Here is a 23,376-nt window from a genome sequence, read left to right on the forward strand (position 1 = left end):
ACTCACCACACACCGTCATGACCCGCGCGACCGGATGGGCCGAGCGCATGCCCGCCCCACCACCCTGGTGGAACGACTTCGCCACGCACCTCGCCGCCCACCGCCACCCCATCTACGCGGCCGACGTCGTCGCCACCACCGCGCGCCTGATCCTGACGACCACGACCGGCGACCCCCGCACACTGCTCGCGCACGCCCAACGCAACGCTCCGGAACTCATCGGAGCACTCGCCGACTTCTTCCGTACCCACCGCCACCTCGACCCGCCACCGCACCTCGCCGACAGCCGGGCAGCAGCGCGCCGTGTCCGCCGCATCGAAGCCACCCCCAGCCCACTGCGGCCCCAGATCGAAGGGTTCGCCAACTTCCTGCTGATCCAACGCGAGCAAGCCCGGCAACTCGGGCTACACCCCAACCACCTGAAAACCATCGCTGTGATTCCGGGGTTCGTAGTTGGTGTGGTGAGGGTGGCTTGAGCTGGGGTGTTGTGGATTCCTTGATAGCGGTCCCGGTGCTTGCGGGACGCTGGAGGCGATGCTGATGGGGCATCTGGCCTGTGGTTGTTCTGAGTTTGTTGATAACAGCGGAGTGCTGTTGGTGATAATGCCCGGCATCTAGAGAGCTGGTGCGGGTTTGTGCTGGTCAGCGGCTTGGCGTTGGGTCGGGTCTGCCGGTCCAGTACAGGGCGGTGTCGATGTCGCGTGCACTCCAGCCGTCGGCGTGTGCCGCGCCGTGGTGGAGGAGGCCGTCGAGGAGCTGGAGGTAGCGGCCGTAGCGTCCCGGTGTGGGGGTGAGGGGGAGGCGGAGGGTGTCGAGGGTGTGTTGGACGCGGCGGTCGTAGACGGCCATCCGCTGGGGTGCTGCTGCGGTCAGGATGGCTGAGGCGAGGGCGTCGCCGGTGTGGAAGCCGGGCAGTTCGGCGATGATGCTGCGTCCGGTGCGGGCGGCTTCGCTGCGGGTGAGGGTGGTGTCGCGGACGGCGGTGACGGCTCGCTCGGTGACGGCTCGTACGTGGGTGTCGGGCAGGGACATGAGTGCTGTCACCCAACGGGTTTGCGCGGAGAGCCGTTTCCATACGACGAGGGCTGCGATGTTCGTCTTGCCGAGGCTGCCGGTGTGCTCGGTGCGCTGCGCGACGTCGTGGAGGACCTCGTCGTAGTGAGGTGAGACGCCGGCGAGGTAGCTGGCGCGGGCGGGGATCAGGGTGTCCCAGGCCTGTCGGCAGAGGGCAGCGAACTCGTCGCCGCCCGGCGTCTCGGTGGTCGTCTTCATGTCCGCATCATGCCGTTCTGGCGGGTTGGCGGGTTCGGGGGCGGCTTGCTTCTTCGGCGAGGTGGTCGAGCTGGATGGCGTCCAGCGTTTTCTTGGTGATGCGTTCGGTGCCGTCGCAGATGGCGGTGATGGCTGCTTGGCGGATGAGGCGGGCGAGGCTTCCGATGCGGCCGGCGGTGCGCTGGTGGAGGTAGGAGGCGTGGCGGGGGAGTGTGCCGGGTGTGTGCTGGGTGAGGTCGAGGGCGTTTTCCATGTCGGTGATGAGGTTGGTGAAGGGGCGGGTGTTTCCGTGGCGGGCGGGGAGGGGGCCGCAGGTGATGAGGCTGGCGCGGCCGGCGAGTTGGGCGCCGCGGACTCCGGCGAACAGGGGTGTGGTGGCGACGTCGATGCCGGTGTAGACGAAGGTTGCTTTGATGCGTTCGGTGAGGTCTTTGAGGAGGTCGGCGGCTTCGGCGCCGGTGGTGGTGCGGGGGTTGAGGCGGTGGATTTCGTCGATGAGGACGAGGCGGACGCCGGCTTGGGTGTAGGTGTGGCAGACGGCGCTGGTGATCTGGGCCTGGGTCATGCGGGTGGTGACGGGGATGCCGAGGTAGCGGGCGAATTCGGTGGCGAGGGTTTTCGCGGTGGCGCCGGGCGGCACCAGCAGGTACGCGACCGGCACTTGTTGGTGGGTGCGTCCGGGCGGGGCGGGGTGTTTGCGGGTGTGGGCGAGGTGGCAGGTGCGTCCGACTTCGAGGAGTGCGGTGGTCTTTCCGGCCGCGGCGGGGCCGGTGACGATCAGTGAGGGCCGGGCGGTGTTCTGCTGGTGGCGGCCGAGCAGCATGAGGGTGCGGACCTGGGTGGCGAGGGTGTTGATGGCTGGGGTGCGGACGGTGACGAACGCGGAGTGGTAGGCGAGGCGTTCTTCTGTGCTGCGGGGTGCGTCGCCGGGCTGTGGCGGGGCGAGGGGTGGGGTGGTGGCGAAGTGCTGCCAGCCCTGCCAGGTGGTGATCGGCCACTCCGGCTCTGCTGCGTGCGTGCCGGGCAGTGGTACCTCGGTGGCGGTGTGGTGGTGTGCGGGGTGGGTCACCAGTTGAGGGCTTCCTGGGCGGGGTCGTAGAGGCCGAGGCCGGTGTACGGGACGGGCGCGTCGCTGTCGACGGTTTCCTCCTCGCCGTCAGCCTGCTCTGGGTCGTCAGGCAGGTCGTCGAGGTCGTCGAGACTGTCGTCGTCCCATCCGTCGGCCTGAGGGCCCGGGGTGTGGGGCGTGCGGTGGTCGGCCGCCGGCGGGGGCGTTTTCAGCGGTGCGGTGCGGGTGATCAGGCGTTGCTCGCCTGCGGTGGCGGTGCTGGTCTGGACGCGGCGCATGAGCTGGTCGAGGGCGTCGGCGAGGTCGGCTTCGTGGGTGTCGCGGTCGCCGTGGCGGGCGGTGATGGTTTTGATGTGCTGCCAGGTGGCGCTGTTGAACGGCTCGTGGATGTGGTCGCGGTGGATCCACGGGATCTCTGACAGGTGTCCGTCGGGCAGGCGGATCCAGACCTGGCGGGCGTCGTGGGGGTTGGTGTGGACTTCCCATTTGCCGCCGCGCGCGGTGACGGGGGAGGGCTGGCCGCGGTAGGGGGCGAGGATGTCCGCGTCGTAGGTGCGGTGGTCGATACGGATGCCGCGTTCGGTGATGGCCTGCCAGCGCACCGGCAGCAGTTCGAGGTAGTCGCTGCCGCTGAGGGGGAGGGGCACGTGGCCGGCCACGGCGATGAGCGCGGCCCACATCTGGTTCGGGGTGAGGGCCTTCTTGGGCAGGGTGGGGTGGCGCAGGCCTTCGTGGGGGCGGTGGTGGTAGTGGATGAGCCATTCGTCGAGCAGGTCCTGCAGATGGGCGACGCTGAAGCAGGCCTCGGTTTCGGCATCCGGTCCGCGGCGGGTGACGTCGGAGCCGGTGTAGCCGGGCAGGTGCTGGCACAGCAGGGCGTTGATGGTGCCGAAGGTGCGCTCGACGATGCCTTTGGCGGCGGGGGCGTGGGGCGGGGTGGGCTGGACGCTGATGCCGAGGGTTTCGCAGGCGGCGGTGAACGCCGTGGACAGGTAGATCTTGCCCCGGTCCACGACGATCGTCTCGGGCACCACGACCGGACGGGCGGCGGCGCCCTGAAGGCGTTCGTCCAGGCTCATCAGCCGTTTCAGGTGGGGGAGTTGGGTGTGGGCGAGGCGCAGGGCGTCGGGCCAGGTGGGGCGGGCCGGGTGTGGGACGGTCATCTCCGCCAGCAGCAGGGCCGCATCCACGGCCTTGGTGCCGGCCGGGCGCAGGACGGCGGCGAGGATGGCGCGGGTGGCGACATCTACGGCGATCGTGAGTTCGGGCCGGCCGGTGGTGCCGTCGTCGAAGACGGCCAGGACGTCCAGCCGCGTGGTGTCGACCTGCACCTGCTCGCCCGGCCGCAGCGCCACGGTCGGAGTGAACGCCCGCCTGCCGGCCGGGGAGGGCAGAGTGCGGGCGGGGCGGTGGGGGTGTTCGGCGGGACCGGCGAGTTGGTGGACGAGCCGGTAGAAGGTGGCCTGGGAGGGGACGGTCACTGTGCCGCGGCCGTGCCGGTCGGTAAGGATCTGCGTGACCAGGGGCATCAGGCCCTTGACGGTGCCTTTGGAGCGGCCGCGCTGGCGGCGCAGCGCTTCCTCGATGGCGGTGATGACGCGTTCGTCGGTGCGCCCGGTAGGCACGGGCCGGCGGGTGGTGCGGTGGTCGACCAGCCCCCACAGGCCCTGCTTGCGGTAGGCCAGGCGCATGCGCTGCACCGTGGTCCGGGAGACAGGTCCGAAGCCGATCGCGGTCAGCTCCGCGGCCTTGGCCTCCTCGCGCTGCGCGAGCGTGAACCGGTCGGGATCGTACTCGGCCCGGGGCACCCCGCCGCTGTCCGGCCCGCCGGGCAGGCCGGACTCCACCTCGCTGATGTGCCGCTGCCAGGCCAGCGCCTTGCGCCGCGCCTCCTCGGGCGCGGTTTCGAACAGACCCCACTGCGTCACGGCCTGGGGCATCTCGGCGCCCACGATGGTGAAGGACGGGTCGGCGAACAGATGCCCGGCCACGACCGTCTCGTCTTCGCCTGTCTCGCCGGCGAGGTGGACCTGCTGCCCCGCCACAGCGATGACCTGCCAGACGCGGTCACGAAAACGGACGTGCGCTCCCACCTGCAGCACCGGCCGCCCGCCACGCCGCACGCTCATCGTCCATCCCCGCTGCCCGGGCCGCCGCGGCCGTTCACACCACCGGCGCCGGTGCTGACGAGGACCCGCTCGTGCAGCGGCGTCTCCAGGTCTGTCATCAGCTTTCCGTGCCATAGGGAGTGGAAGACGACGGGCAGGACTTCGATCGGGTCGCCCACTGCTTCCGCGCCCTCGATCAGCGGCCGCGGCTGTGCGAACGTCTCACGGACGGCGGCCGCGAGACCGGGACGGCCGGCGTTGCGGGGGTGGCGGTAGCCGGCCAGCCATTTCAGGTTCGCCGTCAGGGTCTTCTCCAGCGGCTCAAGGCGCCGGTAGCTCCAGCCGGCCTGCGCGCACGCCGCCTCAAGGACCTTCGCGGCCCGCTGCGCCCGCTCGCCGCCGGCCTCCGGATGGCTGGGGCAGTCGGCCAGCACAGCGGTGCCGTCGCGGTGGCGGGCGAAGAGCTGCGGCACCCACGAGCGCACCTGGCCGCGCGCGTCCCGCCACAGCAGACGGACCGGCCGCCCGGCCAGGCCGACCACCTCAGGATCGCGGTCCAGCACCATCAGCTGCGCCCGCATCGCGGCCGACCCGCAGGCCACATGCCGGCCGGTCGTGGCCGACCACCACTGGCCGGGCCCCCACCGCCGCCCCGGCACCACCGGGAACGCCGACACCGGCTCCAGCTCCTCGAAGGCCACCGCGAGGACCGCGTCCGCCCACCGCTGCTGCACCACCTGCCCGATGGGGTCGACGAAGACCGCCTCCCACTCGGATCCGGTATCCGTCTGCATGTGCTGTGAGCGGCCGCCCGATGCGGCCGCTGCGTCCTTGCTGCCCACGCGCCCCAGTCAAGCCCGTCCTGCCTGTGCGGCGGGCGGCTTCACGGATTTTGATCACGAGTGCCGGGCGATGAGGTACCGCCCCGGCGGACGACGGCCCGTGCACGCCTGCCGGCTTCCTGATGCGTGCTCACCGCCCTTTTGCCTGCTGCTCGTTGTGATGGTCGGCGAGTGCTTCGGCGAGGACATCGGCCGGCAGACGGGCCCAGCGTGCCAGATCCTCCAGTGCCATCCCGGCCGTGAGGGCTCCTGCTGCGGTCTCCCGTACGGCCTGCTCGATCAGTGTGGCGGCATGGCCGAGGTTGCCCAGCAACTGCTGCGCGGCGTCGGCGGTCTTGCCGTACTGGGCGCCGCGCAGCTGGGTCAGCTGCTCTTCGGCGTCGTTGACCAGGCTGGTGATCAGCGCCCGCTGCTCGGCCGGCACCGCAGAGCGCCACGTGGTGCCCGAGCCGGGCGCGCTGCGTTCCTTGGACAGGAGGCGCAGCTGTCCGGCCATGGTGACGGGCTGGTGCTCCTGCCTCAGCCACCACGGATCGTTGCCGTAGCCGGGCGGGTCCCCACCGCCGCGGCGGATCCGGATGACCGCGCCCATCCACGAGGTCAGCGGGCCGCCGTAGTCGGTGGCGGCCAGCGGCCCCAGCCACCCCCGCCCGACCCGCTCGCCCAGCCGGCGGCAGAACAACCCGTCGGCGGGCAGCGGCCGCGGCCGCCCGGCACCGCTGTCCCTCCACACCAGCTCGGCCATGACCGGGTCCAGCAGTGCGTCGGCGACGGCCACCACTTCGGGGAAGACGACGGCGTCCCGGCCCACGATCCGCCACCGCTCCAGCTCTGTTCCGGCGTTGCCGCCCGCGACCTGGTGCAGCCGCTGCGGCCAGACCGTCTCCCGCTCCCAGTGCAGGGCCTGTTCCCACCACCGGGCGACCACCGCATGAGCCAGAGCGAACACCCTCTCCGGTTCTACTCCGGCCCGTACCGCCCGCTGCGCCACCCTGGCCCACCGTCGCTGCGCCGGGGCCACCTCCGGCAGATCCCGTACGTCCAGATGCTCCAAGGGCTGGTCGGCGTCCGCGTCCAGCAGCCACCGCCCGTGCCGGACACACACCCGCTGCCAGCGCGGCGCGTACCGCACCACCCGCACGACCGTCCCCGTACGCCGGGCCGCGCACAGGCGGCAGCCGAACGCCACCGGCCCGGCGACCGCGCCCCCGGTCCGCCACGCCGCCGCCGGCACCCCGTTCCTTCCGGCCGACAGCTTGGCGTCCTCCTGTCCCCAGGACGGCAATCCCCGGGCCAGGACGTCCTCCTCGACGCCGCACAGGCCCGCCAGGAGCTGCCGTCCGGCCGCGTTCAGCAGCACCTCGGCGTCGGCCCGCGCGCCCCCGCCGTCGTGCCCCGGCGGGTAGTTGCGCCACTGCCAGCACGATCGCAACACCTTCGCTTCCATCCCGTAGCGGCTTGCGATGCGGCAGATCAGCGACGCCGTCGTCTCTCCGGCGAAGGGCGCGACACGGAAGATCCCAGGAGAGAGACTGCCGCCCTGGACCATCCCGTCGGCGTCAGCCATTGCGGCTGCATTCCTCCCTCTCTGGTCCTGGCGGATCCGGCTGTCTGCGGCCACCGCGCCGGTCTGGGCGGGCACGGCGGCCGGGTGTGTGCCGGAGACCGGGCGGGGGCTGATTCAGATACGGGTGAAGCCGATGCCCCGGCCGACGTGGCGTGGGGATCGGCTTCACCCGGGGCTGGTGCGCCAACACCTGCCCTCCCTGCTGCGGTGGTTGGAGCCAGTAGCAATCAGGGCAGGCGGGCCGTTTCACGGGTGCCTGTGATGAGAAGTCTGCCTCCCTAGGCAGGGAGACTGTCGAAGCCAGAAGGCACGAAACTGAATCAACACAGGTCAATGCCCTACCGTCGATTTCCCCCAATCGGGTGAAGGGGCTGATTGAAACGTACCCGGTACACGGTCACGGACCGTAGCTTCACCCTCCCTGACCTGCGTCTTTGCCCGGATTTTCGGTGTACTCACGACTGTCAGTCAGCCGTGGTAGGACCGAGCGCAACGCTGTGACCTGCACTGTTTTCATCCGCTCAGGCCCTCCGGGGCCGCCCCGAGGGGGCCGACATGGTGGTGGACGGCACCCCCTTCAGGAAGAAGTGCACATTGGCGCACCGGTGAGGCAAATGCTTGACGCCCCCTCAGGAGTGCCATAGGGGCTGGGAAACTGTGCCGCAGTAGCAGCCCGTTCGTGCGCTGGGAGCGCCAACTCCCGCTTGAACGCACGCCTGGGCCACAGGTTGGAGCCAGATAGCACCGTCCGGCGATCGGCAGGTCGCCGGACGGTAGTCAGGAGAAATTTGATGGGCAGCAAGCCCTCTGCCGCGCCGAATTCCGCCACCGCCGAGTCGGTATCGTCCGACCACACCGTGATCTGCGGCCGATTCGGGATGCCGCACGCATGCGTGATCATTGCGTTCATCGTCACCGCGGCCTTTCTCGCTCCTCGCCCGCACAACGTCCAGGACGTCCTGCAGCTCCTTGCGGGAGCAGGCGGCATCGGCGCGGCGATCGTCGTCCTGGCCGTCGCACCGGGTCGAGGCGCGGGCCGTCTCGGCCGTCTCGTGCGCGCCTACTTCAGCGCCGGGAACTGAGGCGAGGACCATGGGACGCCGTGAGAACCCCGTCGACCGCACCGTGCCGGAGAAAGAGAAACTCGCCGACTTCCTGCGCGCCCGCCGGCACCACGCCCAGATGACCTACAAGCAGATGGCCGCGCGCAGCACAGTGGTGTCCGCCGCGACATTCGAACGCGCTGCTTCCGGTGCTGTTGTGCCGTCCTGGGAGACTATCCAGGAGTTCATCCTCGCGACCGCCGGCGAGGGCGACTTCCACCCCGAGCTCTTCATGGACCGTGCCCGCCAGCTTTGGATCAAAGCCCGCCGGGCCACACGGGCTCCCTTCTACGTCCGCCGGGCACCCGATCCCACGCTGCTGTCCAGTCCGGCAGACTTCGTGCGCGCCTTGCGGCACCAGCATGTGTGGGCCGGCTACCCAACGCCCGGTGAGATGGAGCGCATGTCCGGCCCCGGCATCCTGCCCCGGACCACGGCGCGTCGCATCATCGAGGGAGACGTGCTGCCGGTCGACCCGCAGCAGGCCATCGCTTTCCTGAAGGCCTGCTACGTCGTCAGGGCAGTGGATCTTCAGCCGTGGCTTGCCTCGGCTGTCCGCATCCTGCGGGACGTCCCGTCACGCTCAAGGAGCCTGGACAGCTGGGTCCGAGCCCATGAGCAGATGGTCCGGCAAGCTCAGACCGAATCTGCCGCCCAGGCCCCGCCATCGCCCTCCCAGGATAAACAGGCCGCATAGAGCCCCCGAATACCGATGTCGGCCAGGAGTTGCTGCTGAGTGGGGTGGAGGAGGGACCAGCCCTGACGCTGGGCGGTGATCCACTTCTCGGCCCGTGCGGTGTCCGGATGAGTGCGGGCGTGGTGGTAGGAGTACTGCCACCGCATCGGCCAGGGCGGGTTCCACCACGGGTCCAGGCTGGCCAGGACCCGGGCTTGAGGCGACATTCCACTCTTCTTGCGGGCGCGTTGGCGGTGTTCGGCCAGCCACCGCCCGATGGGGAACCCCTCGTGTTCCTCGCTGGCGTGTGGGGCGAGGTGCCTGTGCTGGGCTGCGTAGGAGCGGGCGTAGGCGACGTCGGTGTCGAAGCGCGGTGTGGTGGTCAGTCGGTGGGAGTCACGCGGGCCGACCCGCGCCCTGGCGGCTTCGAGGGTGATGCCGATAGCGGCGAGGAGGTGCTGCTGGTCGGGGTGAAGGCTGGTGTAGAGGGTGCACTGGCGCTTGACCCAGATACCCAGGGCGTCCTTCCCGACGGGAAGACCGCCCACCGTGTCGGTTCCGCGGCCGGCACGCATGCAGTCGCGGGCGCGGTAGTAGTTGCGCTGCCAGTGCAGGTCCCACGGCGGGTTCCACCACGGATCGATCGCGGCCAGTTGTCCGAGGTGCGGCGAGGCGGGCTTGCCTTTCCGGGCGCGCTGCTTGGCGCGGTTGCGCTGGCTGAACAGCCACATTCCGAGCGCGAATCCGCTCTGCCGTGTATCGCGTGGAACGGCCAGGTGCCCGTGGACGTCGGCCCAGGCCCGGGCGTGTACCAGCGCGCTGTCGAACCGGGCGCGGTGGTCGGGGCGCTGTCCGAGCCGGGGAACTCCCAGCGGCCTGTGCTGTGCGGCTACAGGAAGGCCTCCCACCGCTTCCGCACCTTCCTCGTCACCGTGTGGGCCACCCCGAACCCGCACGGGCGTAGCAGACGCGCTGGCCGTGGCGGCCGGTGCCTCGGCGATGGCCGTCTCAGGCTTCAGACCGAGCCTGGCGAGGAGATCGTGCTGGCCCGGCAGGAGCAGATGGTAGCGGCGCTGCTGGATGCGCAGCCACTCCTGCGCCGGCTTGTCCATGAGCGGAAAGCCCGCACTCAACTCCCCGCCCCCCACCTGCTGGAGCTGCTGGCATGCGTGCTCGTAGGAACGCTGCCAGCGCAAGTGCCAGGGCGGCCGCCACCACGGGTCGATCCGTGTCAAAGCCTCGGCACGGCCTGGCGACAGCACTCCCCGCCCCATCTGGCCGCGCCTGTCGGAAAGCCACCTGCCCAGTGGGTAATTCTCATGCACCGTGCTGACACTGACTCCCGCCAGGCTTCCGTGCTCCGCAGCCCAGGTCCGGGCATGGGCGAGCGCCTCCTGCTCCCCAGCGCGCTGACTGCGACGCCGGGGCCGGGCCTCCCGAGCCGCCGCGGCATCGACGCCCAGCCGTGCAAGGAGCCGTTGCTGCTCAGGATGCAGATCCGGATACCGGGTGCACTGCAAGAACAGCCACTCGCCCAGACTGAGGCCAGTACTGGGAAATCCTTCCCGCGCATCCAACGGGCCCTGTTCCGCGACGTGGCACCTGGCCTGGTGGTAGGTGCGCTGCCACAGGGTCGGCCACGGCGTGTCCCAGTACGGGTCCAGTGCCCGCAGCGCGGCGCTGCGCCAGGCAGGCATCCCGAGGCGGAGCATGCGCTGGTTGGTCATCCATGCTCCCAGAGGAAAACCGTCCTGGAGGGTGTCCGCCCGTGTGGCCAGATGCCCCCGCGCGGCCGCGTAGGCCCGGGCGCGGGTCAGGCCCGCTTCGAAGGCCTCGTCGGCCTGTCGGCTGTGCCCGCGCCGCCGTTTGAGGGGTAGCGCCTCTGCGGCTTCACCGCCGGCCTCCTGGAGGTACTGGGCGAGTTCGTCAGCCAAGGGACGAGGCCGGTGCGCGGGATGGACCTTCCACAGCAACCGCTGCCCGTCGCCATCCGGAACTTCCGCCGCCTTGCTGCACTGGTGCGCCCAGGCGAACAGCGGTCCGTCCATGCACGATGTCAGGTGATCAGTGAGCCAAGGCCGCAGCAGACAGCGCGCCAGCTCACTGATGAGCTCGGGGAGGTCCCCCAGGCAGAAAGGGAGGTGGCCGCGCACCTGGGTACGGCGCCTTATCGTCTGGTCTGCCAACATCCCGGCAACGGCCACCGTCTCCGGATAGGTGACCAAGCCGCGGGCCAGGACCCGCCACCGCCCGGGCTCCTCGCCCTCGGGAACTGTCGTACACAGCCTCGCCGGCCACGTAGTTTCTTCCGGCCACTTCTGCGTCCACCACCAGGCTGTGACCGCCTCAGCAACCTCGAACGCCGAAGCAGCGACGGGGGAGCGGTGCAGCAGCCTGCGGTGATCCTCCTGCGCCTGGACCACCTCCGGGCATCCGGCCAGCCCGACGACACGGCCTCCGCTGCCAGGCACGCCCATCAGCCAGCACCGGTGGCGTGGGCAGACTCGCTCGTGCGCCGCCAGGTACACCCGGGCTGGTGCCACGCGACCGGTCCGCGCAGCCACACAGCCCGGGCACGCCGGACCCCAGGCAGCAACCGTCTCCACCCCGTTGCCGAGCCGCGCCGCCGGCCTCTCCTTCGAGGGGCCCAGCGGCTCCTCCCGCGTCCAGGCCGGCAACGCACGGCGTAAGCCCACCTGCGGTACACGACACAGCGCCGCGACCCGGTCCCGGGCCGCGGCGTTCAAGAACACCTCACTGTCGTCCCGTAGGGCCCCGGCGACGCCCTGCTGGCCAGCTACTTCGGTAACCGACGACAGCAGATTCCGCACCGTCAGGCCGTACCTGTCCGCGATCCGCCCCAGGAACGACAGCGTCATCTCACCCTGCAGGGGAGCCACCCGAAACGCACTCGCAGCCAGCAACAGCTTCCCCACCCATCCCGTGGCTTGTGACAACGATCGTGCTTCGGCTCAACGAGCTGTGACTGAGCGTCCGACTCGGCGAGTTGAGTAATCTCGGCCAGGCTCAGGGCAACCTGATCGTTGACGCACAGCTTTGTCGCCGACCGAGGACTCACCAGTAGGCGCGGTCGTCCCAGGACCGGAAGTCCGCGTACTCGACGGGGTCATCGTCCTCGTCAAGGGCGGCGAACCCAGGCGTGACCAGCTTGCCGCGCTGCCAGTCCAGGAGGGTGTCGATCAGGCCGCCCTTCAGCGGCGGGCCCTGGTCCGCGTGGCGGGGCCAGACGATCAGCGGCCAGGTGTCGGGATCCTCGCCCTCGGTGAGCCAGCCGAGGGAGTCGCCGTCGATGGAGTTGGCGAACGGGACAAAGCCGCCGGGCTCGGGCCAGATGGCCAGCGGGTACCACTCCGCGTGGCCGTTCTTGAGCTGTCGGTAGGCGTCCACGGTGTCCTCGACATGCGTGAGGAAACGCCGCTCACCAGTCCGCAGCGGGGTGTGGAAACGCAGCCACCCGCTCCAGATGCCGGCGCCGTACTCGTCCATCAGCCGCACGTATTCCCCGGGCAGCCTTGTGCCCAGCTCGGCGAACAGCCCCTCCCAGGAGCCCTCGCCGAGGTACGGCCGCTCGGGCGGCGGCGACAGCAGCCGCAGCGCGTCCAGCCCGGTGCCGGTCTCCAGCGCGACCCGGCGCTCGGCCTCGGTGAGCCGGGGCGGGACCGGCGGGGGCGGGGTCCACGGCTCGGCGTCGGGAAGGAAGGCCGTCCGTGCGACGGTGCCCGGCAGAGGGCCCAGTAGCGGGCCGGGAGGAGAAGGGAGCTCCCAGGTGTCGCGGACGGTGTGCCGCAGATAGCCGGTGAGCGTCAGGCCGTACCGGTGCCGGCGGAGCAGGCCACTGCCCGGCACCGCCCCCGAGTGCCGCACCACCACGGTCCACGCGTCGGGGTCGTCGGAAACCGACGTGTCCCAGAACAGTACGTCGCTGCCCCGCGTGCAGCCCCAGGCCAACAGGCCGCCGGGCTCGGGGTGGAGCACGGGCCGCTCGGCATCGGGCAGCTCCCGCGCCTCGATCCGCGCCTCCCGGTGCGTCGCACGCAGCCACTCGCCGTAGTCGAAGCGGTCCCGCTGGACGCACGGTACGTGGATCCACACGTACTCACCGAAGTCCAGCGGGCCGTACCGGTCGGCGAGCCGCTTGTAGTCGGCCGGCAGCCGCAGTCCGAGCCAGTCCTCGACGGCCGCCCAGTCGACGGGAATGGGCGAGGGCGCGCGCTCCGCGGAGGGGGTGGTGAACGTGCCTATGTCCGATGTCAATTGACGTCCTTCCAGCGTGCGCCACGTACTCGGCAGATTCTTCCGTCTCTGCCGTCCGGGCGGAAACGGGCGGTGGCGGGTGTGCCGCACGGGTCAGACTGGCGCGCATGGAGGACGAGATCGCCCGCAGGGTGGCTGAACTGGACGCGGAGTCGACCGAGGTGGCCGAAGAAGCGCAGCACACGCTGATCGCCCTGGGGCCGCAGGTGCTGGAGCCGCTGATTGCGGCGGCCCCGGCGCTGAACCCGTTCGGGCAGCTGTGCGCCATCGAGGTGTTCACCGCGCTGGCCGACCCGCGCCCCGCCGACATCTTGATCGGCATGCTGAGCAGCGAGAGCGCGACCGTCCGGCAGTGGGCCGCCGAAGCCCTGGCCGAACTGGGCGTCCGGCGCGCCGTGCCACGCCTGCGGCAGGCGTACAACGCGCTCCTGCGGCGCGGGGAGGCACCCGACGACAGCGAGGGCGAGGGGCTGCGCTGGGCGCTCAACGAACTGGGCGCCCGCGAGACCGTCCTGCCGCCGCGGTCTGCCGCGCTGCGCGGCTCGGGCGGCGCACTGGACGGTCTGTGGCCGGTGGAACACCTGCCGGAGGTGATCCGGGACCTCGCCGACCACGGGCAGGCGGTGCTCTACTTCCAGATCTGGGAGCTCACGCCAGACGGCGGGCGCAGCGGCGTCGGCGGGCCGGGCATCGACTGGGATGTCGACCGCGACCGCCCCTGGCCCGAGACCGTCGCCTCCTGCCGCGACTGGGCGCTGCTGGCGGCGGAGGCGGTGGACGTGGCGCCGGACCGGGTGGTGACGATCTCCTGGATCGACGCGACAGATCTCCGCGTTGACAGTCCCCAGGAGGCCCGTGTGGTCGGGTAGCCGGAGAAACAATGGTCTCCGGCTACCCGACCACACGACCAGATGCCGGGCTCCCGGTCGTTGTCGGGGTCAGTAGTCGAGGTCGAGGTAGTCGATGTCGTTGAGGGTGACGTCGGAGAGTCCCAGGGCGCGGTTTCCGCTGTCTTGGAAGTAGATGTCTTTGAGTCCTTCGGCGATGATCTGGCACATCTGCTGGTCGCTGGCTCCAGTGTCACGGGCGTTGAACAGGCGTTGTGCGTAGGCCGGTGGGAGGTGGACGGTGAGGCGGCGGAAGCGTCCGTCGTCGGTGGTGCCGATGGGTGCGGTGTAGCCGAACCTGGCCCTGGTCTCCACCGTGATGCCCGTGGCGGTGGCGGCCTGTTTCCGGCGGCGTCTGCGTACCTGGGGCTGCCAGCGCGCCCGTACGGCCGCGTCGATCCGTTCGGCGATGGCCTGGGGCGGGTGCTTGCGTTCGCCCTTGCGGTAGCGCTCCACCGACCGCTGGCTGACCCCGATCTCCTGGGCAACGGCTTTGGTCGTCCTGAGCTGCTTGATCAGGAAGTTGATGCGTGCCTGGAGTGTCTTGGGCGGCTGGCGGGTGAAGCCCTCCCGGTCGGCGCGTTCGATGGCGTCGTCGATCTCTCCCACAGCGCCTACTCGCCTTCGTCCAGGACGGCGTCGCCGCCTTTGATGTGGCGGGCCGGGTTGTAGCCCTGTTCCATGAGGTCGACGGCCCACAGCATCGACTGGACGCCCTCCAGCTTCGCCAGGCCCGGGGTGGGTCCGAGGCGGAATCCGCCGGGTTGCGGCTTGCCGGACGCCGTGTAGGGGAGGAAGTCCAACGGGCTCGCGCCCGGTGAGGGGTAGACGACGCAGTCGGACAGCACGGCGAGCGGGTACAGGCCCGTCATCGTGGCCATGTTGCGCAGTTTGCGGTGCATGTTGACCCGCGCTTTGGAGATGACGGCGGCGCGGATGTCGGGGCGCCAGGTCGGCCGCTGAAGGGCCGGCCACCGCTCGCCCTCCTTGTAGTGCTTGCCCTGCGGGCGCTCGCGCAGCTTGCCGATGCCGCCCTTCACCGTGGCCTTGATGGCAGCCAGGACGGCCGCCATCGCCGGGTCGACCTCCTTGTGCCGCTCCATCGCCGCCAGGAACTCCGCGTCGGTCAGGTCCTTGGTGACGCCGAGGTCGGCGAGGGTGTCCACGTAGGCGGCCTTGAGGCGGTCGTGCCACGGGTCCAGGTACGCGCCGGTCTCGCGGCGCAGGTACCCCTCCAGGGGAGCCACGTTGTAGCCGAGCTCCTGGGCGTAGGCGACGGTGTGTGTCTGATACCAGGCAGGTTCCGTCGGCCGGGTGCCGTCCGGAGTGAAGGGCGAGGGCAGACGCGGGTCCAGCTCGACGTGGGAGAGGTCGACCAGCCAGGAGCCGGGGATCTTCGGGTTGAACTTCGGGCCCACGAAGTGGTCGGGGGCGGACAGGCCGACGACCAGGCGGGCCGCTGCGGCGAGGAAGGCGGTGTTGAGGTCCAGGCCGACGGCGAAGGGCAGGGTGCACTCCTCATCGGTGAGCAGGTCCACCGGCCGCACCGGCGTCGACGGGATCGTGCTGGACTGCCCGGCGACCACGATCCCGGAGCTGGTGGAGTGGACGCTGCGCGAGTCCGGTCTCGGTGCGCCGAAGCTCAACCGCTACGGCAAGGACTCCGACCCGCTGATCGTGCTGACCGCCGCGGCTGCCGTGAAGCTCGGGCTGCCCGAGCGCTTGGAGGGCCACGAGCAGCGCCGCTCCCTGCGTCTGCCGGAGGACCACCCGGTCGTCAAGCAGGTGGCGAAGGCGAAGTGGCAGCTCACGCAGCGCGGTTTCGGCCCGTGGGCGCGGATCTACCGCAAGGCGCAGGGACGCGAGCGGCAGTGCGTGCAGCTGGCGGTCCTGTCGTGGGACGCCCTCGATGAGCGGTCCTGGCCCGGCGTTGCCGAGATGGAGCCGGCCGACATCGCCCGCGTCCTCGGGGTGTACGCCCAGCGGGTCATCACGCCGCGCGGATCCACGGCCGTCTCGGGCCTGGAGCTGATGACGGCGCTGCGCCCGCCGACGAAGCCGGAGCGCGATGAGGAGACCGGTAACTGGATCTCGGGCCACAACCCGGGCTCGCTGGGGACGGAGCCGATGGACCCGGCGCCGCCGGAGGCCACCCCGGAGCACCCGGTCGTCGTTCAGTCCGGCTGGACGGGCGGGTTCCTCAATGAGGAGGCGTACCAGTGGGTGCGGTCGGTGGACTCCCTCAGCGATGAGGAGTGCATGATGCCCTTCGCGGTCGGCCTGGACCTCAACACCGCATTCCTCGCCGCCGCGGCCCGCCTGGTCGTTGGCCTCAGCGCTCCCGACCACTTCCACGCCCCGAAGTTCAACCCGAAGATCCCCGGCTCCTGGCTGGTCGACCTGTCCCACATCGGGCTGGACCCGCGCCTGCCCTCGCCGTTCACACCGGACGGCTCCCGTCCGACGGGCCCGGCCTGGTACCAGACGCACACCGTCGCCTACGCCCAGGAGCTCGGCTACGACGTGCACCCGATCGAGGCGTACCTGCGCCGCGAGACCGGCGCGTACCTGGACCCGTGGCACGACCGGCTCAAGAACGCCTACGTCGACACCCTCGCCGACCTCGGCGTCACCAAGGACCTGGACGACCGGCGGTTCCTGGCGGCGATGGAGCAGCACAAGCAGGTCGACCCGGCCCTGGCCGCCGTCCTCGCGGCCATCAAGGCCACGGTGAAGGGCGGCGTCGGCAAGCTCCGCGAGCGCCCGCAGGGCAAGCACTACAAGGAGGGCGAGCGGTGGCCGGCCCTTCAGCGGCCGACCTGGCGCCCCGACATCCGCGCCGCCGTCATCAGCAAGGCCCGGGTCAACATGCACCGCAAGCTCAACAACATGGCGAAGATGACCGGGCTGTTCCCGCTCGCCGTGCTCTCCGACTGCGTCGTCTACCCCTCGCCGGGCGCGAGCCCGCTGGACTTCCTCCCCTACGCGGCGTCCGGCAAGCCGCAGCCGGGCGGCTTCCGTCTCGGGCCGACGCCAGGCCTGGCGAAGCTGGAGGGCGTCCAGCCGATGCTGTGGGCGGTGGAGCTGATGGAGAAGGGCCTGAACCCGGCCCGCCACATCAAGGGCGGCGACGCCGTCCTCGAGGACGGCGAGTAACTTCCCACCTCGCCTGCCTCACCCGACCTCCACGCGAAGGACCGCACCGATGACCTCCACCAACAGCATCCGCCCTCGATGGGCACTGCCTACCCGCCCGCCGGGCCACGACCCGATCCTGTTTGCCCGGGCGATGCGCGACATGCGCCTGACCTGGCGCGCCCGCGGTGTCCTGGCCGAACTCGCCACCGGATATACCGACGACGACCGGCCCTTGATGCACCAACTGTCTTCGCTGACCCGCGAGGAGCGGCTGGCCGCCGAAGGCCGAGAGGCGTTCCGCAAGGCCGTCGCAGAACTGCGCACGCTGGGCTACCTCGAGCCCGAGAGCGACGGTGTTGCCGAGCGCTTGGCCGTGAACCTCGACGCGGCCAAAGACGCCCGGCTCGTTCACGACCGGTTTCACCGTGATGCCGATTACGACGGGAGGTAAGCCGTGAACGAGATCGAGGACGCGATCGAGCGTGCCGACCGCGAGGCGTTCACCAAGGAGCCGCCCAAGACTCTCAAGGGCCAGATCGGCTACCTGATCCGGCAGCTCGGCAGCGCGAAGGCCGTCGCCCAGGAAATCGGCGTCACCGCCGACTCCGTCAACCGCTACCGACGCGGCGCCCGCAAGCATGCCCGTGCCGACGTCGCCGCGAAGATCGACGACGCCGTACGGAAGCGGTGGCAGCCGCTGGTGCGCAAGCGCCGGCAGCGCCAGGCCGCCACCACGGGCGGGATCACGGTGGAAACCCGGGCCCGGTTCGGCTACACCGCGCCGGTTGGAACGACCGACGACGGACGGTTTCGGCGACTCACCGTGCACCTTCCCCCGGAGTATGCGCAGCGCCTCTTCGACGCCCGTGAGGCGGGGGCAAGCGACCAGCAGATGCGCGGAATCATCGCCGAAGGTTTCAAGGAGATCTATTTCCAGGACGGCGGCGGTCGCGCTATGGGACTGTCCGACGTGGAAATCAACGACATCGACTACCTGGACCTCGACTACTAATCCGGAGCCATTCTGTGGCGCATTACCTGGACGACTGAGCCAAAGCACGATAGTTGTCACCAAGGCAGGCGTGCTGTCACCAGGGCCACCGGGGGGCAAGTGCTGAGCCGAGTTCTGGACGGCTGTGCAGTCTCAGCTGTCCACCCCGGCTTCCCACTTGCGTCGGCGCAGCATGTAGTCACTGAAGAGGTGTCGGCTCTGGTCGAGCAGTTCACCCACCTCTGCGTCGCCGCGCCGCCCGTCAGGCGACGGATGCCAGCGCTGCACTGATTGCGCGGCCCAGGTGCGCAGCTTCATATCCGGGTCCTGGAACAGACCGACCGCCGCCCGTAGCGCCACGGTGCCGCCGCGCGCGTCGAGCAGCCGGAACGCGCCGACGCGGACGTGCCGCGGCCGATCGGTACTGGTGCGCTCCAAAAGCCAGTCGGCGGGTAGTTCCTTGGCCGAGGGCAGCAGGGCGGCGGCGGTCTCGCGGACGACACCGGCGGCAGGGTCGTCGAGGAGCGGCCGCAACTGCTCCGCATCCGCGCAGTCCAGCGCCCGCAGCCCTGCCACCGCTCGCGCTCGCACCCCGGCCGCCGGGTGCACGAGCAGCAGCTGCAGCAGCCCGGCGTCCGCGCGGTTCCCGCACTCGGCCAGCCCGATGACCGCACCGGGCGGCAACTCGGGGTCGTCCGGTGTCGTGCACCGCTCCCGGTACCAGACCGCCGGGTCAACACCCTGCTGTCGTACGACATACCGGGCACAGGCACGCACGAGCGCGGAACGGTCGCTGAGAAACGGCTCCGCCTGCTCTGACCGCCCCGCCCGTCTCAGCGCGGTGACGCCGGCCGAACGGGTACGCGGGTTGCGTGCGGACAGCAGTGGAGGCAGCACACCCTCGTAGGCATCCTCATCCCCCAGAGCCGTGAGCGCCGCTGTGGCACACAGGTCCTGGACCACGGTGTCCTGGTCCCCGGCGGCCGCGCGGGCCAGTTCAGCGGGATGGAGCAGTTGGCCCTCGATGGCAAGCCGGTACGCGAACCGCCGGACGATGCGGTCGGGGTCAGCGAAGAGAACAGCGAGCTGCCCGTGGGATGCCTGGCGCAGGATCTGGCCGAGCACATCGACGCCGAAGGCACCTCTGTCGCGGCGGCCGACGCGGAGGATGAGCGGCGCGAGGTCGAGGGCAGAGTCCACGTTCAGGGCCTCGCGCAGCAACTTCCGGGCGTGCTCGCGCACTGGGCCGACCCAATCGGCGCAGCGGATCACGACCAACGGCAGCAGACCGGGGTATCGGACCGACTGACACACCGCCTCCTGACGGATCCTCCCGTCGCGGTGACAGAGGGCGAGTGCGAGCCGAGACTCGCCGAGCTGAGTCAGGTCGGCGGGCAGTGGGGCGGAGTGCTCCCACCACGGCAGGAACTCAGGGCGGTGCCAGGCCACCTCACGCACTCCTGCGTCCAGCGCGAGCCAATCAGCGGGGTCGGTGACATCAAGCGTGCTGTGAAGCGGCGTACCTCCCGCGAGCCGCGTCGCTGCCGCTGTCCCGTCCTCGATGTCCTCAAGCATTCCCGCCCCTCCAGCAGTCGTACCAGGTGATCGTAGGGGCGGGGTTCGCGTAGGGCTCGCCAAATATGGCCCGTGACCGCCAAGGGCCGCCGTTCGGCACCCTGCCCACCAGAAGCCAAGCGCGGGGACATCGCCCCTGCTTCGCTTGCCGCTGGCGACAGGTAGCGCGCCGCATCGGTGACAACCACCATGCTTTGTCCTACTGAAGCCGCAGGCCAGCGGATGCCGGTGGTGACAACTATCGTGCTTCGGCACACCCGTACCCGGACCCGAAGAACGAGGCCGAACGCGCGGCGAACCGCCAGGCCGCCGACGACTACCAGCGCCAGGAGGAGGAAGGCGCCGACTTCCTCGACTGGGAGAGGGAGCTGGGGTGGCGCTGACGGAACTCGAGGCCCTCGCGGCCCGCGTGCGCTTCGACCTGGCGAGCGCAGGCTTCACCCCGGTGGCACCCGACCACGAGGACGACCCCGCGGGTGGCCTGCTCGTCTTCGTCTACGAGGACCACGTTGCCGTCAGCTGGGGTATGCACGACCGGCTCTGTGAGGCGGCGACCGACATGCAGGACGTCGGCCGCCAGGGCGAGGACGTGGTCGTCCGCTACGAGACCACCCGCGCGGTGATGCACCTCGCGCTCGGCAGCATCCTCAACGCCTTCGGTTACCACGCCAGGCCGCACGCCCTCGCCTTTGGCCACATCATCCGGCCCAGCACCCAGTAGGAGGGGATCTGTCCATGCCCGCATCCACGGCCACCCGGCGCGCGTACCGTGAGGGGAGGACCCGCCGGGAGGACCAGATGAGCGCGCAGCCCGACCACGCACCCGTCACGCCGTACGCCCCCGCGCCCGGGGCGCCGGCCGAACTCCTCGCCCAGCTGCGCGCCGACAAGCGCGCGGAGAAGTGGGTGCCGGCGTTCGAGCGCGAGTGGACGGCCGCCCTCGAGGAATCCCGGCGCACGTTCTCCCTGGCCGGGCTCTACGAGGTCATCCAGGACTGGCAGGGGCGCATCGCGCACGCCCCGGCCGTCGACGCGTTCGTCGCCTCCGGCTACGACGACAGCGACTCCATCGACCTGGCGGAGCTCCGCCGGCGGCGCGGGTGAGCCCGTCGCCATACGCGGTCCGCGTCTCCGCCCCGGCCACCAAGGTCCTCGACTCCCTGCCCGAGCACGCGGTGGACACCGTGGGGGACATCCTCGCCGCGGCCGCCGCAGCCCCGTGGGGCTTCGGGCAGTTCGACACCGACGACGACGAAGGCGAGGACGTCCGCTACGCGGCCGTCGGCCAGCTCTCCGTCACCTACTGGATCAACCGGCCCCTGCACAGCCTGACGGTTCTGAACATCGTCTGGCTCGGGTAGCCACCCGTGACAACGGCCCGGCCCCGGCATTGCAGCTGCCGGGGTCGGGCCGTTTCCGATCGTATCCACCGCCGTATCCACCGGTAGTCACCCCGGCGGCAACGCGTAGCCAGGCGGTTGTCACCAGGCGCCGCGGGGCCGGTCGGCACCGAGCTGCACCTCGCGCCGGCACTCCGGGCAGTCCGGCAGCCCGTCCATCCGGCGCGGCCTGTCGACCTTCGCCCAGCTGAATCCGCACAGCGCCTTGTGCGTGACGCCCCGGAAGCGTTCGTCCTTGGTGGCGTGCGAGCCGTAGCCAGGCACCAGCCAGGTGAACGTCGCCTCCCCGTCGTACGGGGCGCCGTTCGCCCAGTTGTAGACCAGCTCGGTCGTGGTGCAGCGCATCCGCAGATCAGGCCCCGTCCAGCGCTTGCCGTACCGGATCTGCGAGCTGGCATCCACCGCGTCCGCGAGGCGCTCGAAGGACAAGTCGAAGTCGTGCATGTGATCCCACGAGCCCGGCTTCTGCTCGCGCATCAGCTTGCGGAACATCAGCAGCAGCCGCACCAGGTCGTGCTGATCGACCCGGACCGTGTGGGTCTTCGGGTCGTAGCCGTACGTCGGGTCGTGGGCGGGCTTCTTCGGCATCGGTCCTCGTTCGCGTCGCTACGGCGGTCAGCCCACCGCTGGACCTGCGGTGCGGCCGGGTGCTCAACGACCCGGGCCCGCCGGAGCCACGCCGACCTCCGCCGTCCGTGCGCCAACCGAACCGCCGTGGGCTTCGCGTCTCAAGCTGGCGGCGGCGTCGCGCCAGGAAGCTCCCCGGAGAAGGCCCACCACTGCTCGATGGTCCACACGGCGACGCTGGAGCGGTCGGTGGACATCCGCAGCCACACCTCCTCGCCGCCGGGCATGAGCGCGACCTCCAGGTGCGCTTCGTCCCACGTGCCCACCGGGTACATCCACTCGATGCCGTCGGGCCACGTCCGCATCGCCACCGTGCGCACGCTCGACGCTGCGGCGAAGGCGTCCAGCGCCGCCTTGGGCATCCGCACCTTCGCCGGCTCCCGCTCGATGCCCGCCACCTGGCCCCCTTCGCGTCGTGCGGCGGGCCCGCGTGTCCTGTGACAGCGAAGTGGGACCGATTGCCATCGGCGTTGGACCCATGCGGATGGCAGTGTGGTTACTCGTACTGCTCTACATGGGAATGACTTCCTCAGCCTCCGGTCCCTTTGGCCCATGGCCAGCGGTGTACTCGACCTTCTGACCTTCTGTCAGGCTCCTGATGTGGTGGTGCTGGATTGCCTTGTGGAAGACAAACAAGTCCGGACCATCCTCGTCCGGCTCAATGAGTGGTGTGCATCGTGAAGTAGCTGGTCACGGGCCTGGTGTGCGTCGGCTCCGGGGTACTCATGCTGGTGAGGGGCGGGTGACTTCGGTGGAGATCGTCGGTCAGCGGGCGACTTCCCCGTTTTTGTGAGGACGAGCAGGCGTGGGCGGTCCTCCCTCATCGTTGCCCACTGCCGCGGCGCCGCCTAAATCCGCTGGCCCCCATCGCCTCGTCCTGCGACAGTGCGGGAATGGAGTGGAGAGCCGTTTCCGTGGCAGACGTCGACGCCCTCGCCGAACTGCTCGGCCGGGACGAGGAGGTGACGGTCGGTCGCCGCGAGTCCGGCCCCGCCGAGGCGCGCAGCATGCTGGCCGCCCCCGGCCTGGACCTGCCCTCCCGCACGTGGACCGCGTCGGGCCCCGACGGCGGCCTGCTCGGCTTCGCCGCCCTCCATCCCGCGCCTCAGCCTGGCGAGCTGCGTGCCCAGTTTGTCGTCGCCCCGTCCCCGGATGCACCTGCCGTCACCGCGACGCTCCTGGACCGCCTCGACGTCTGGGCCGCCCACGACCTGCCGACCCCTGACACACCGGTGACGCTGTATCAGCTTCCTGGCTGCTTCCCCCACGACCAACTCCTCAGCCGCGGCTGGACCGTCGTGGACAGCAGCAGCCGCCTCACCGTCGACCTGGACGCCATCCGCCTCCCCGAGCACCCCGCGCCCGCGGTGCGCGCGGCCCGGAACGAGACCGACCTCCGCACCGTCCACTCCGTGCTGAACGAGGCCTTCACCGACGACCCGGAGCACCCCCACCCGGACTTCGACGCCTTCCACCACGCCCAGCGCCGACGCGAGGGCTACAACCCCGACTTGTGGCTCCTCGCCGAACTCGACAGCGTCCCCGCCGGCGCCCTCATCGCCCGGGACCCCGTCGACCGCGCCTGGATCGCCTGGTTCGGCGTCCACCCCGCCCACCGCCGCCACGGCCTCGGCGCCCAACTCCTCACCACCGCATTCAGCCTCCTCCGCGCCCGCGGCCACCGCACGGTCGGCGTCGACGTGGACACCCACAACACCGGCGCCATGCAGGCCTACACCTCCGCCGGCATGACCCTTCTCGGCGCGGCCGACCAGTGGCGCAGGACCTACGTCTGAACCCGGCGCCCGCTCTGCGTCAGGCAAGGGCGACGCCGCCGGTGGTAGGC

The 23,376-nt window shown here is 70.6% G+C and carries 24 protein-coding genes; 11 read left to right on the forward strand and 13 right to left on the reverse strand.

Features of this window, described 5'->3' with window-relative positions; all coding sequences use genetic code 11:
* Positions 1-17: 17 nt before the first annotated feature.
* Positions 18-476: a hypothetical protein gene (locus AB0L59_RS35800; RefSeq protein WP_365590852.1), complete on the forward strand. Its 459-nt coding sequence runs from the start codon at positions 18-20 to the stop codon at positions 474-476.
* Positions 477-642: 166 nt separating this feature from the next.
* On the opposite strand, the gene AB0L59_RS35805 is transcribed toward AB0L59_RS35800, so the two are convergent.
* The 5 genes from AB0L59_RS35805 to AB0L59_RS35825 all read right to left on the reverse strand — a co-directional run bounded on the left by AB0L59_RS35805 (position 643) and on the right by AB0L59_RS35825 (position 6,858).
* A complete protein-coding gene (locus AB0L59_RS35805) occupies positions 643-1,272 on the reverse strand; it encodes a hypothetical protein (RefSeq protein WP_365590854.1) in 630 nt (209 codons plus the stop codon).
* A gap of 7 nt (positions 1,273-1,279) precedes the next feature.
* Complete coding sequence (locus AB0L59_RS35810) at positions 1,280-2,263, reverse strand: TniB family NTP-binding protein (protein WP_365590906.1); 984 nt, start codon at positions 2,261-2,263, stop codon at positions 1,280-1,282.
* Between the two features lie 74 nt (positions 2,264-2,337).
* Positions 2,338-4,470: a Mu transposase C-terminal domain-containing protein gene (locus AB0L59_RS35815; RefSeq protein ID WP_365590856.1), complete on the reverse strand. Its 2,133-nt coding sequence runs from the start codon at positions 4,468-4,470 to the stop codon at positions 2,338-2,340.
* The gene (locus AB0L59_RS35820) at positions 4,467-5,243 is read right to left on the reverse strand and encodes a TnsA-like heteromeric transposase endonuclease subunit (protein ID WP_365590908.1); all 777 of its coding nucleotides are present in this window, start codon (positions 5,241-5,243) and stop codon (positions 4,467-4,469) included. The genes AB0L59_RS35815 and AB0L59_RS35820 overlap by 4 nt, the downstream gene beginning before the upstream one ends.
* Positions 5,244-5,421: 178 nt before the next feature.
* The gene (locus AB0L59_RS35825) at positions 5,422-6,858 is read right to left on the reverse strand and encodes a DNA-binding protein (protein ID WP_365590857.1); all 1,437 of its coding nucleotides are present in this window, start codon (positions 6,856-6,858) and stop codon (positions 5,422-5,424) included.
* 791 nt (positions 6,859-7,649) lie between these two features.
* Between AB0L59_RS35825 and AB0L59_RS35830 the strand changes: the two genes are divergently transcribed.
* Positions 7,650-7,940, forward strand: a complete 291-nt coding sequence (locus AB0L59_RS35830) for a hypothetical protein (protein WP_365590859.1) — start codon at positions 7,650-7,652, stop codon at positions 7,938-7,940.
* Positions 7,941-7,950: 10 nt separating this feature from the next.
* Entirely contained in the window at positions 7,951-8,658 is a 708-nt protein-coding gene (locus tag AB0L59_RS35835) for a hypothetical protein (RefSeq protein ID WP_365590860.1), read from the forward strand.
* Here AB0L59_RS35835 and AB0L59_RS35840 read toward each other — a convergent pair.
* Positions 8,598-11,573: a Helicase associated domain protein gene (locus AB0L59_RS35840; protein WP_365590862.1), complete on the reverse strand. Its 2,976-nt coding sequence runs from the start codon at positions 11,571-11,573 to the stop codon at positions 8,598-8,600. The genes AB0L59_RS35835 and AB0L59_RS35840 overlap by 61 nt on opposite strands.
* A gap of 139 nt (positions 11,574-11,712) precedes the next feature.
* A complete protein-coding gene (locus AB0L59_RS35845) occupies positions 11,713-12,912 on the reverse strand; it encodes an SMI1/KNR4 family protein (RefSeq protein WP_365590864.1) in 1,200 nt (399 codons plus the stop codon).
* Between the two features lie 107 nt (positions 12,913-13,019).
* Between AB0L59_RS35845 and AB0L59_RS35850 the strand changes: the two genes are divergently transcribed.
* Positions 13,020-13,781 (forward strand): HEAT repeat domain-containing protein, encoded by a 762-nt coding sequence (locus AB0L59_RS35850; protein ID WP_365590866.1) that lies wholly within the window; start codon positions 13,020-13,022, stop codon positions 13,779-13,781.
* 69 nt (positions 13,782-13,850) lie between these two features.
* Here AB0L59_RS35850 and AB0L59_RS35855 read toward each other — a convergent pair whose 3' ends face one another.
* Both AB0L59_RS35855 and AB0L59_RS35860 read right to left on the reverse strand, forming a co-directional pair.
* Positions 13,851-14,408: an XRE family transcriptional regulator gene (locus AB0L59_RS35855; RefSeq protein ID WP_365590868.1), complete on the reverse strand. Its 558-nt coding sequence runs from the start codon at positions 14,406-14,408 to the stop codon at positions 13,851-13,853.
* A 5-nt stretch (positions 14,409-14,413) separates the two neighbouring features.
* Entirely contained in the window at positions 14,414-15,337 is a 924-nt protein-coding gene (locus AB0L59_RS35860) for a hypothetical protein (RefSeq protein ID WP_365590870.1), read from the reverse strand.
* On the opposite strand from AB0L59_RS35860, the gene AB0L59_RS35865 reads away from it, so the two are divergent.
* The 3 genes from AB0L59_RS35865 to AB0L59_RS35875 are packed head-to-tail and all read left to right on the forward strand — an operon-like array spanning position 15,324 to position 17,949.
* Positions 15,324-16,955 carry a transcriptional regulator gene (locus AB0L59_RS35865; protein ID WP_365590871.1) on the forward strand — a complete coding sequence of 544 codons (1,632 nt, stop codon included), beginning with the start codon at positions 15,324-15,326 and terminating at the stop codon, positions 16,953-16,955. The two genes, AB0L59_RS35860 and AB0L59_RS35865, sit on opposite strands and share 14 nt — an antisense overlap.
* A gap of 49 nt (positions 16,956-17,004) precedes the next feature.
* Positions 17,005-17,388, forward strand: coding sequence for a hypothetical protein (locus tag AB0L59_RS35870; protein ID WP_365590873.1), 384 nt, complete (start codon positions 17,005-17,007; stop codon positions 17,386-17,388).
* Positions 17,389-17,391: 3 nt separating this feature from the next.
* Positions 17,392-17,949, forward strand: a complete 558-nt coding sequence (locus AB0L59_RS35875; protein ID WP_365590875.1) for an XRE family transcriptional regulator — start codon at positions 17,392-17,394, stop codon at positions 17,947-17,949.
* Between the two features lie 132 nt (positions 17,950-18,081).
* Here the strand turns inward: AB0L59_RS35875 and AB0L59_RS35880 are convergent, their stop codons facing one another.
* Positions 18,082-19,503 carry a hypothetical protein gene (locus AB0L59_RS35880; protein WP_365590877.1) on the reverse strand — a complete coding sequence of 474 codons (1,422 nt, stop codon included), beginning with the start codon at positions 19,501-19,503 and terminating at the stop codon, positions 18,082-18,084.
* A gap of 373 nt (positions 19,504-19,876) precedes the next feature.
* Here AB0L59_RS35880 and AB0L59_RS35885 point away from each other — a divergent pair, with 373 nt between their 5' ends.
* The 3 genes from AB0L59_RS35885 (at position 19,877) to AB0L59_RS35895 (ending at position 20,864) form a co-directional block, all read left to right on the forward strand.
* A complete protein-coding gene (locus tag AB0L59_RS35885; protein WP_365590879.1) occupies positions 19,877-20,224 on the forward strand; it encodes a hypothetical protein in 348 nt (115 codons plus the stop codon).
* 77 nt (positions 20,225-20,301) lie between these two features.
* Positions 20,302-20,607: a DUF6247 family protein gene (locus AB0L59_RS35890; protein WP_365590910.1), complete on the forward strand. Its 306-nt coding sequence runs from the start codon at positions 20,302-20,304 to the stop codon at positions 20,605-20,607.
* The gene (locus AB0L59_RS35895; protein WP_365590881.1) at positions 20,604-20,864 is read left to right on the forward strand and encodes a hypothetical protein; all 261 of its coding nucleotides are present in this window, start codon (positions 20,604-20,606) and stop codon (positions 20,862-20,864) included. Before AB0L59_RS35890 ends, AB0L59_RS35895 begins: the two co-directional genes overlap by 4 nt.
* A 120-nt stretch (positions 20,865-20,984) precedes the next feature.
* Here AB0L59_RS35895 and AB0L59_RS35900 read toward each other — a convergent pair whose 3' ends face one another.
* The 3 genes from AB0L59_RS35900 to AB0L59_RS35910 all read right to left on the reverse strand — a co-directional run bounded on the left by AB0L59_RS35900 (position 20,985) and on the right by AB0L59_RS35910 (position 22,193).
* A complete protein-coding gene (locus tag AB0L59_RS35900; protein WP_365590883.1) occupies positions 20,985-21,491 on the reverse strand; it encodes a hypothetical protein in 507 nt (168 codons plus the stop codon).
* A gap of 140 nt (positions 21,492-21,631) precedes the next feature.
* On the reverse strand, positions 21,632-21,928 hold the full coding sequence (locus AB0L59_RS35905; protein ID WP_365590884.1) for a hypothetical protein: 297 nt from the start codon (positions 21,926-21,928) through the stop codon (positions 21,632-21,634).
* A gap of 112 nt (positions 21,929-22,040) precedes the next feature.
* Positions 22,041-22,193, reverse strand: coding sequence for a cold shock domain-containing protein (locus AB0L59_RS35910; protein ID WP_365590912.1), 153 nt, complete (start codon positions 22,191-22,193; stop codon positions 22,041-22,043).
* A gap of 251 nt (positions 22,194-22,444) precedes the next feature.
* Between AB0L59_RS35910 and AB0L59_RS35915 the strand changes: the two genes are divergently transcribed.
* Positions 22,445-23,326: an N-acetyltransferase gene (locus tag AB0L59_RS35915; protein ID WP_365590886.1), complete on the forward strand. Its 882-nt coding sequence runs from the start codon at positions 22,445-22,447 to the stop codon at positions 23,324-23,326.
* The last annotated feature ends 50 nt before the right edge of the window (positions 23,327-23,376 follow it).

The sequence above is a fragment of the Streptomyces sp. NPDC052109 genome (assembly GCF_040680195.1).
Taxonomy (GTDB): Bacteria; Actinomycetota; Actinomycetes; order Streptomycetales; family Streptomycetaceae; genus Streptomyces.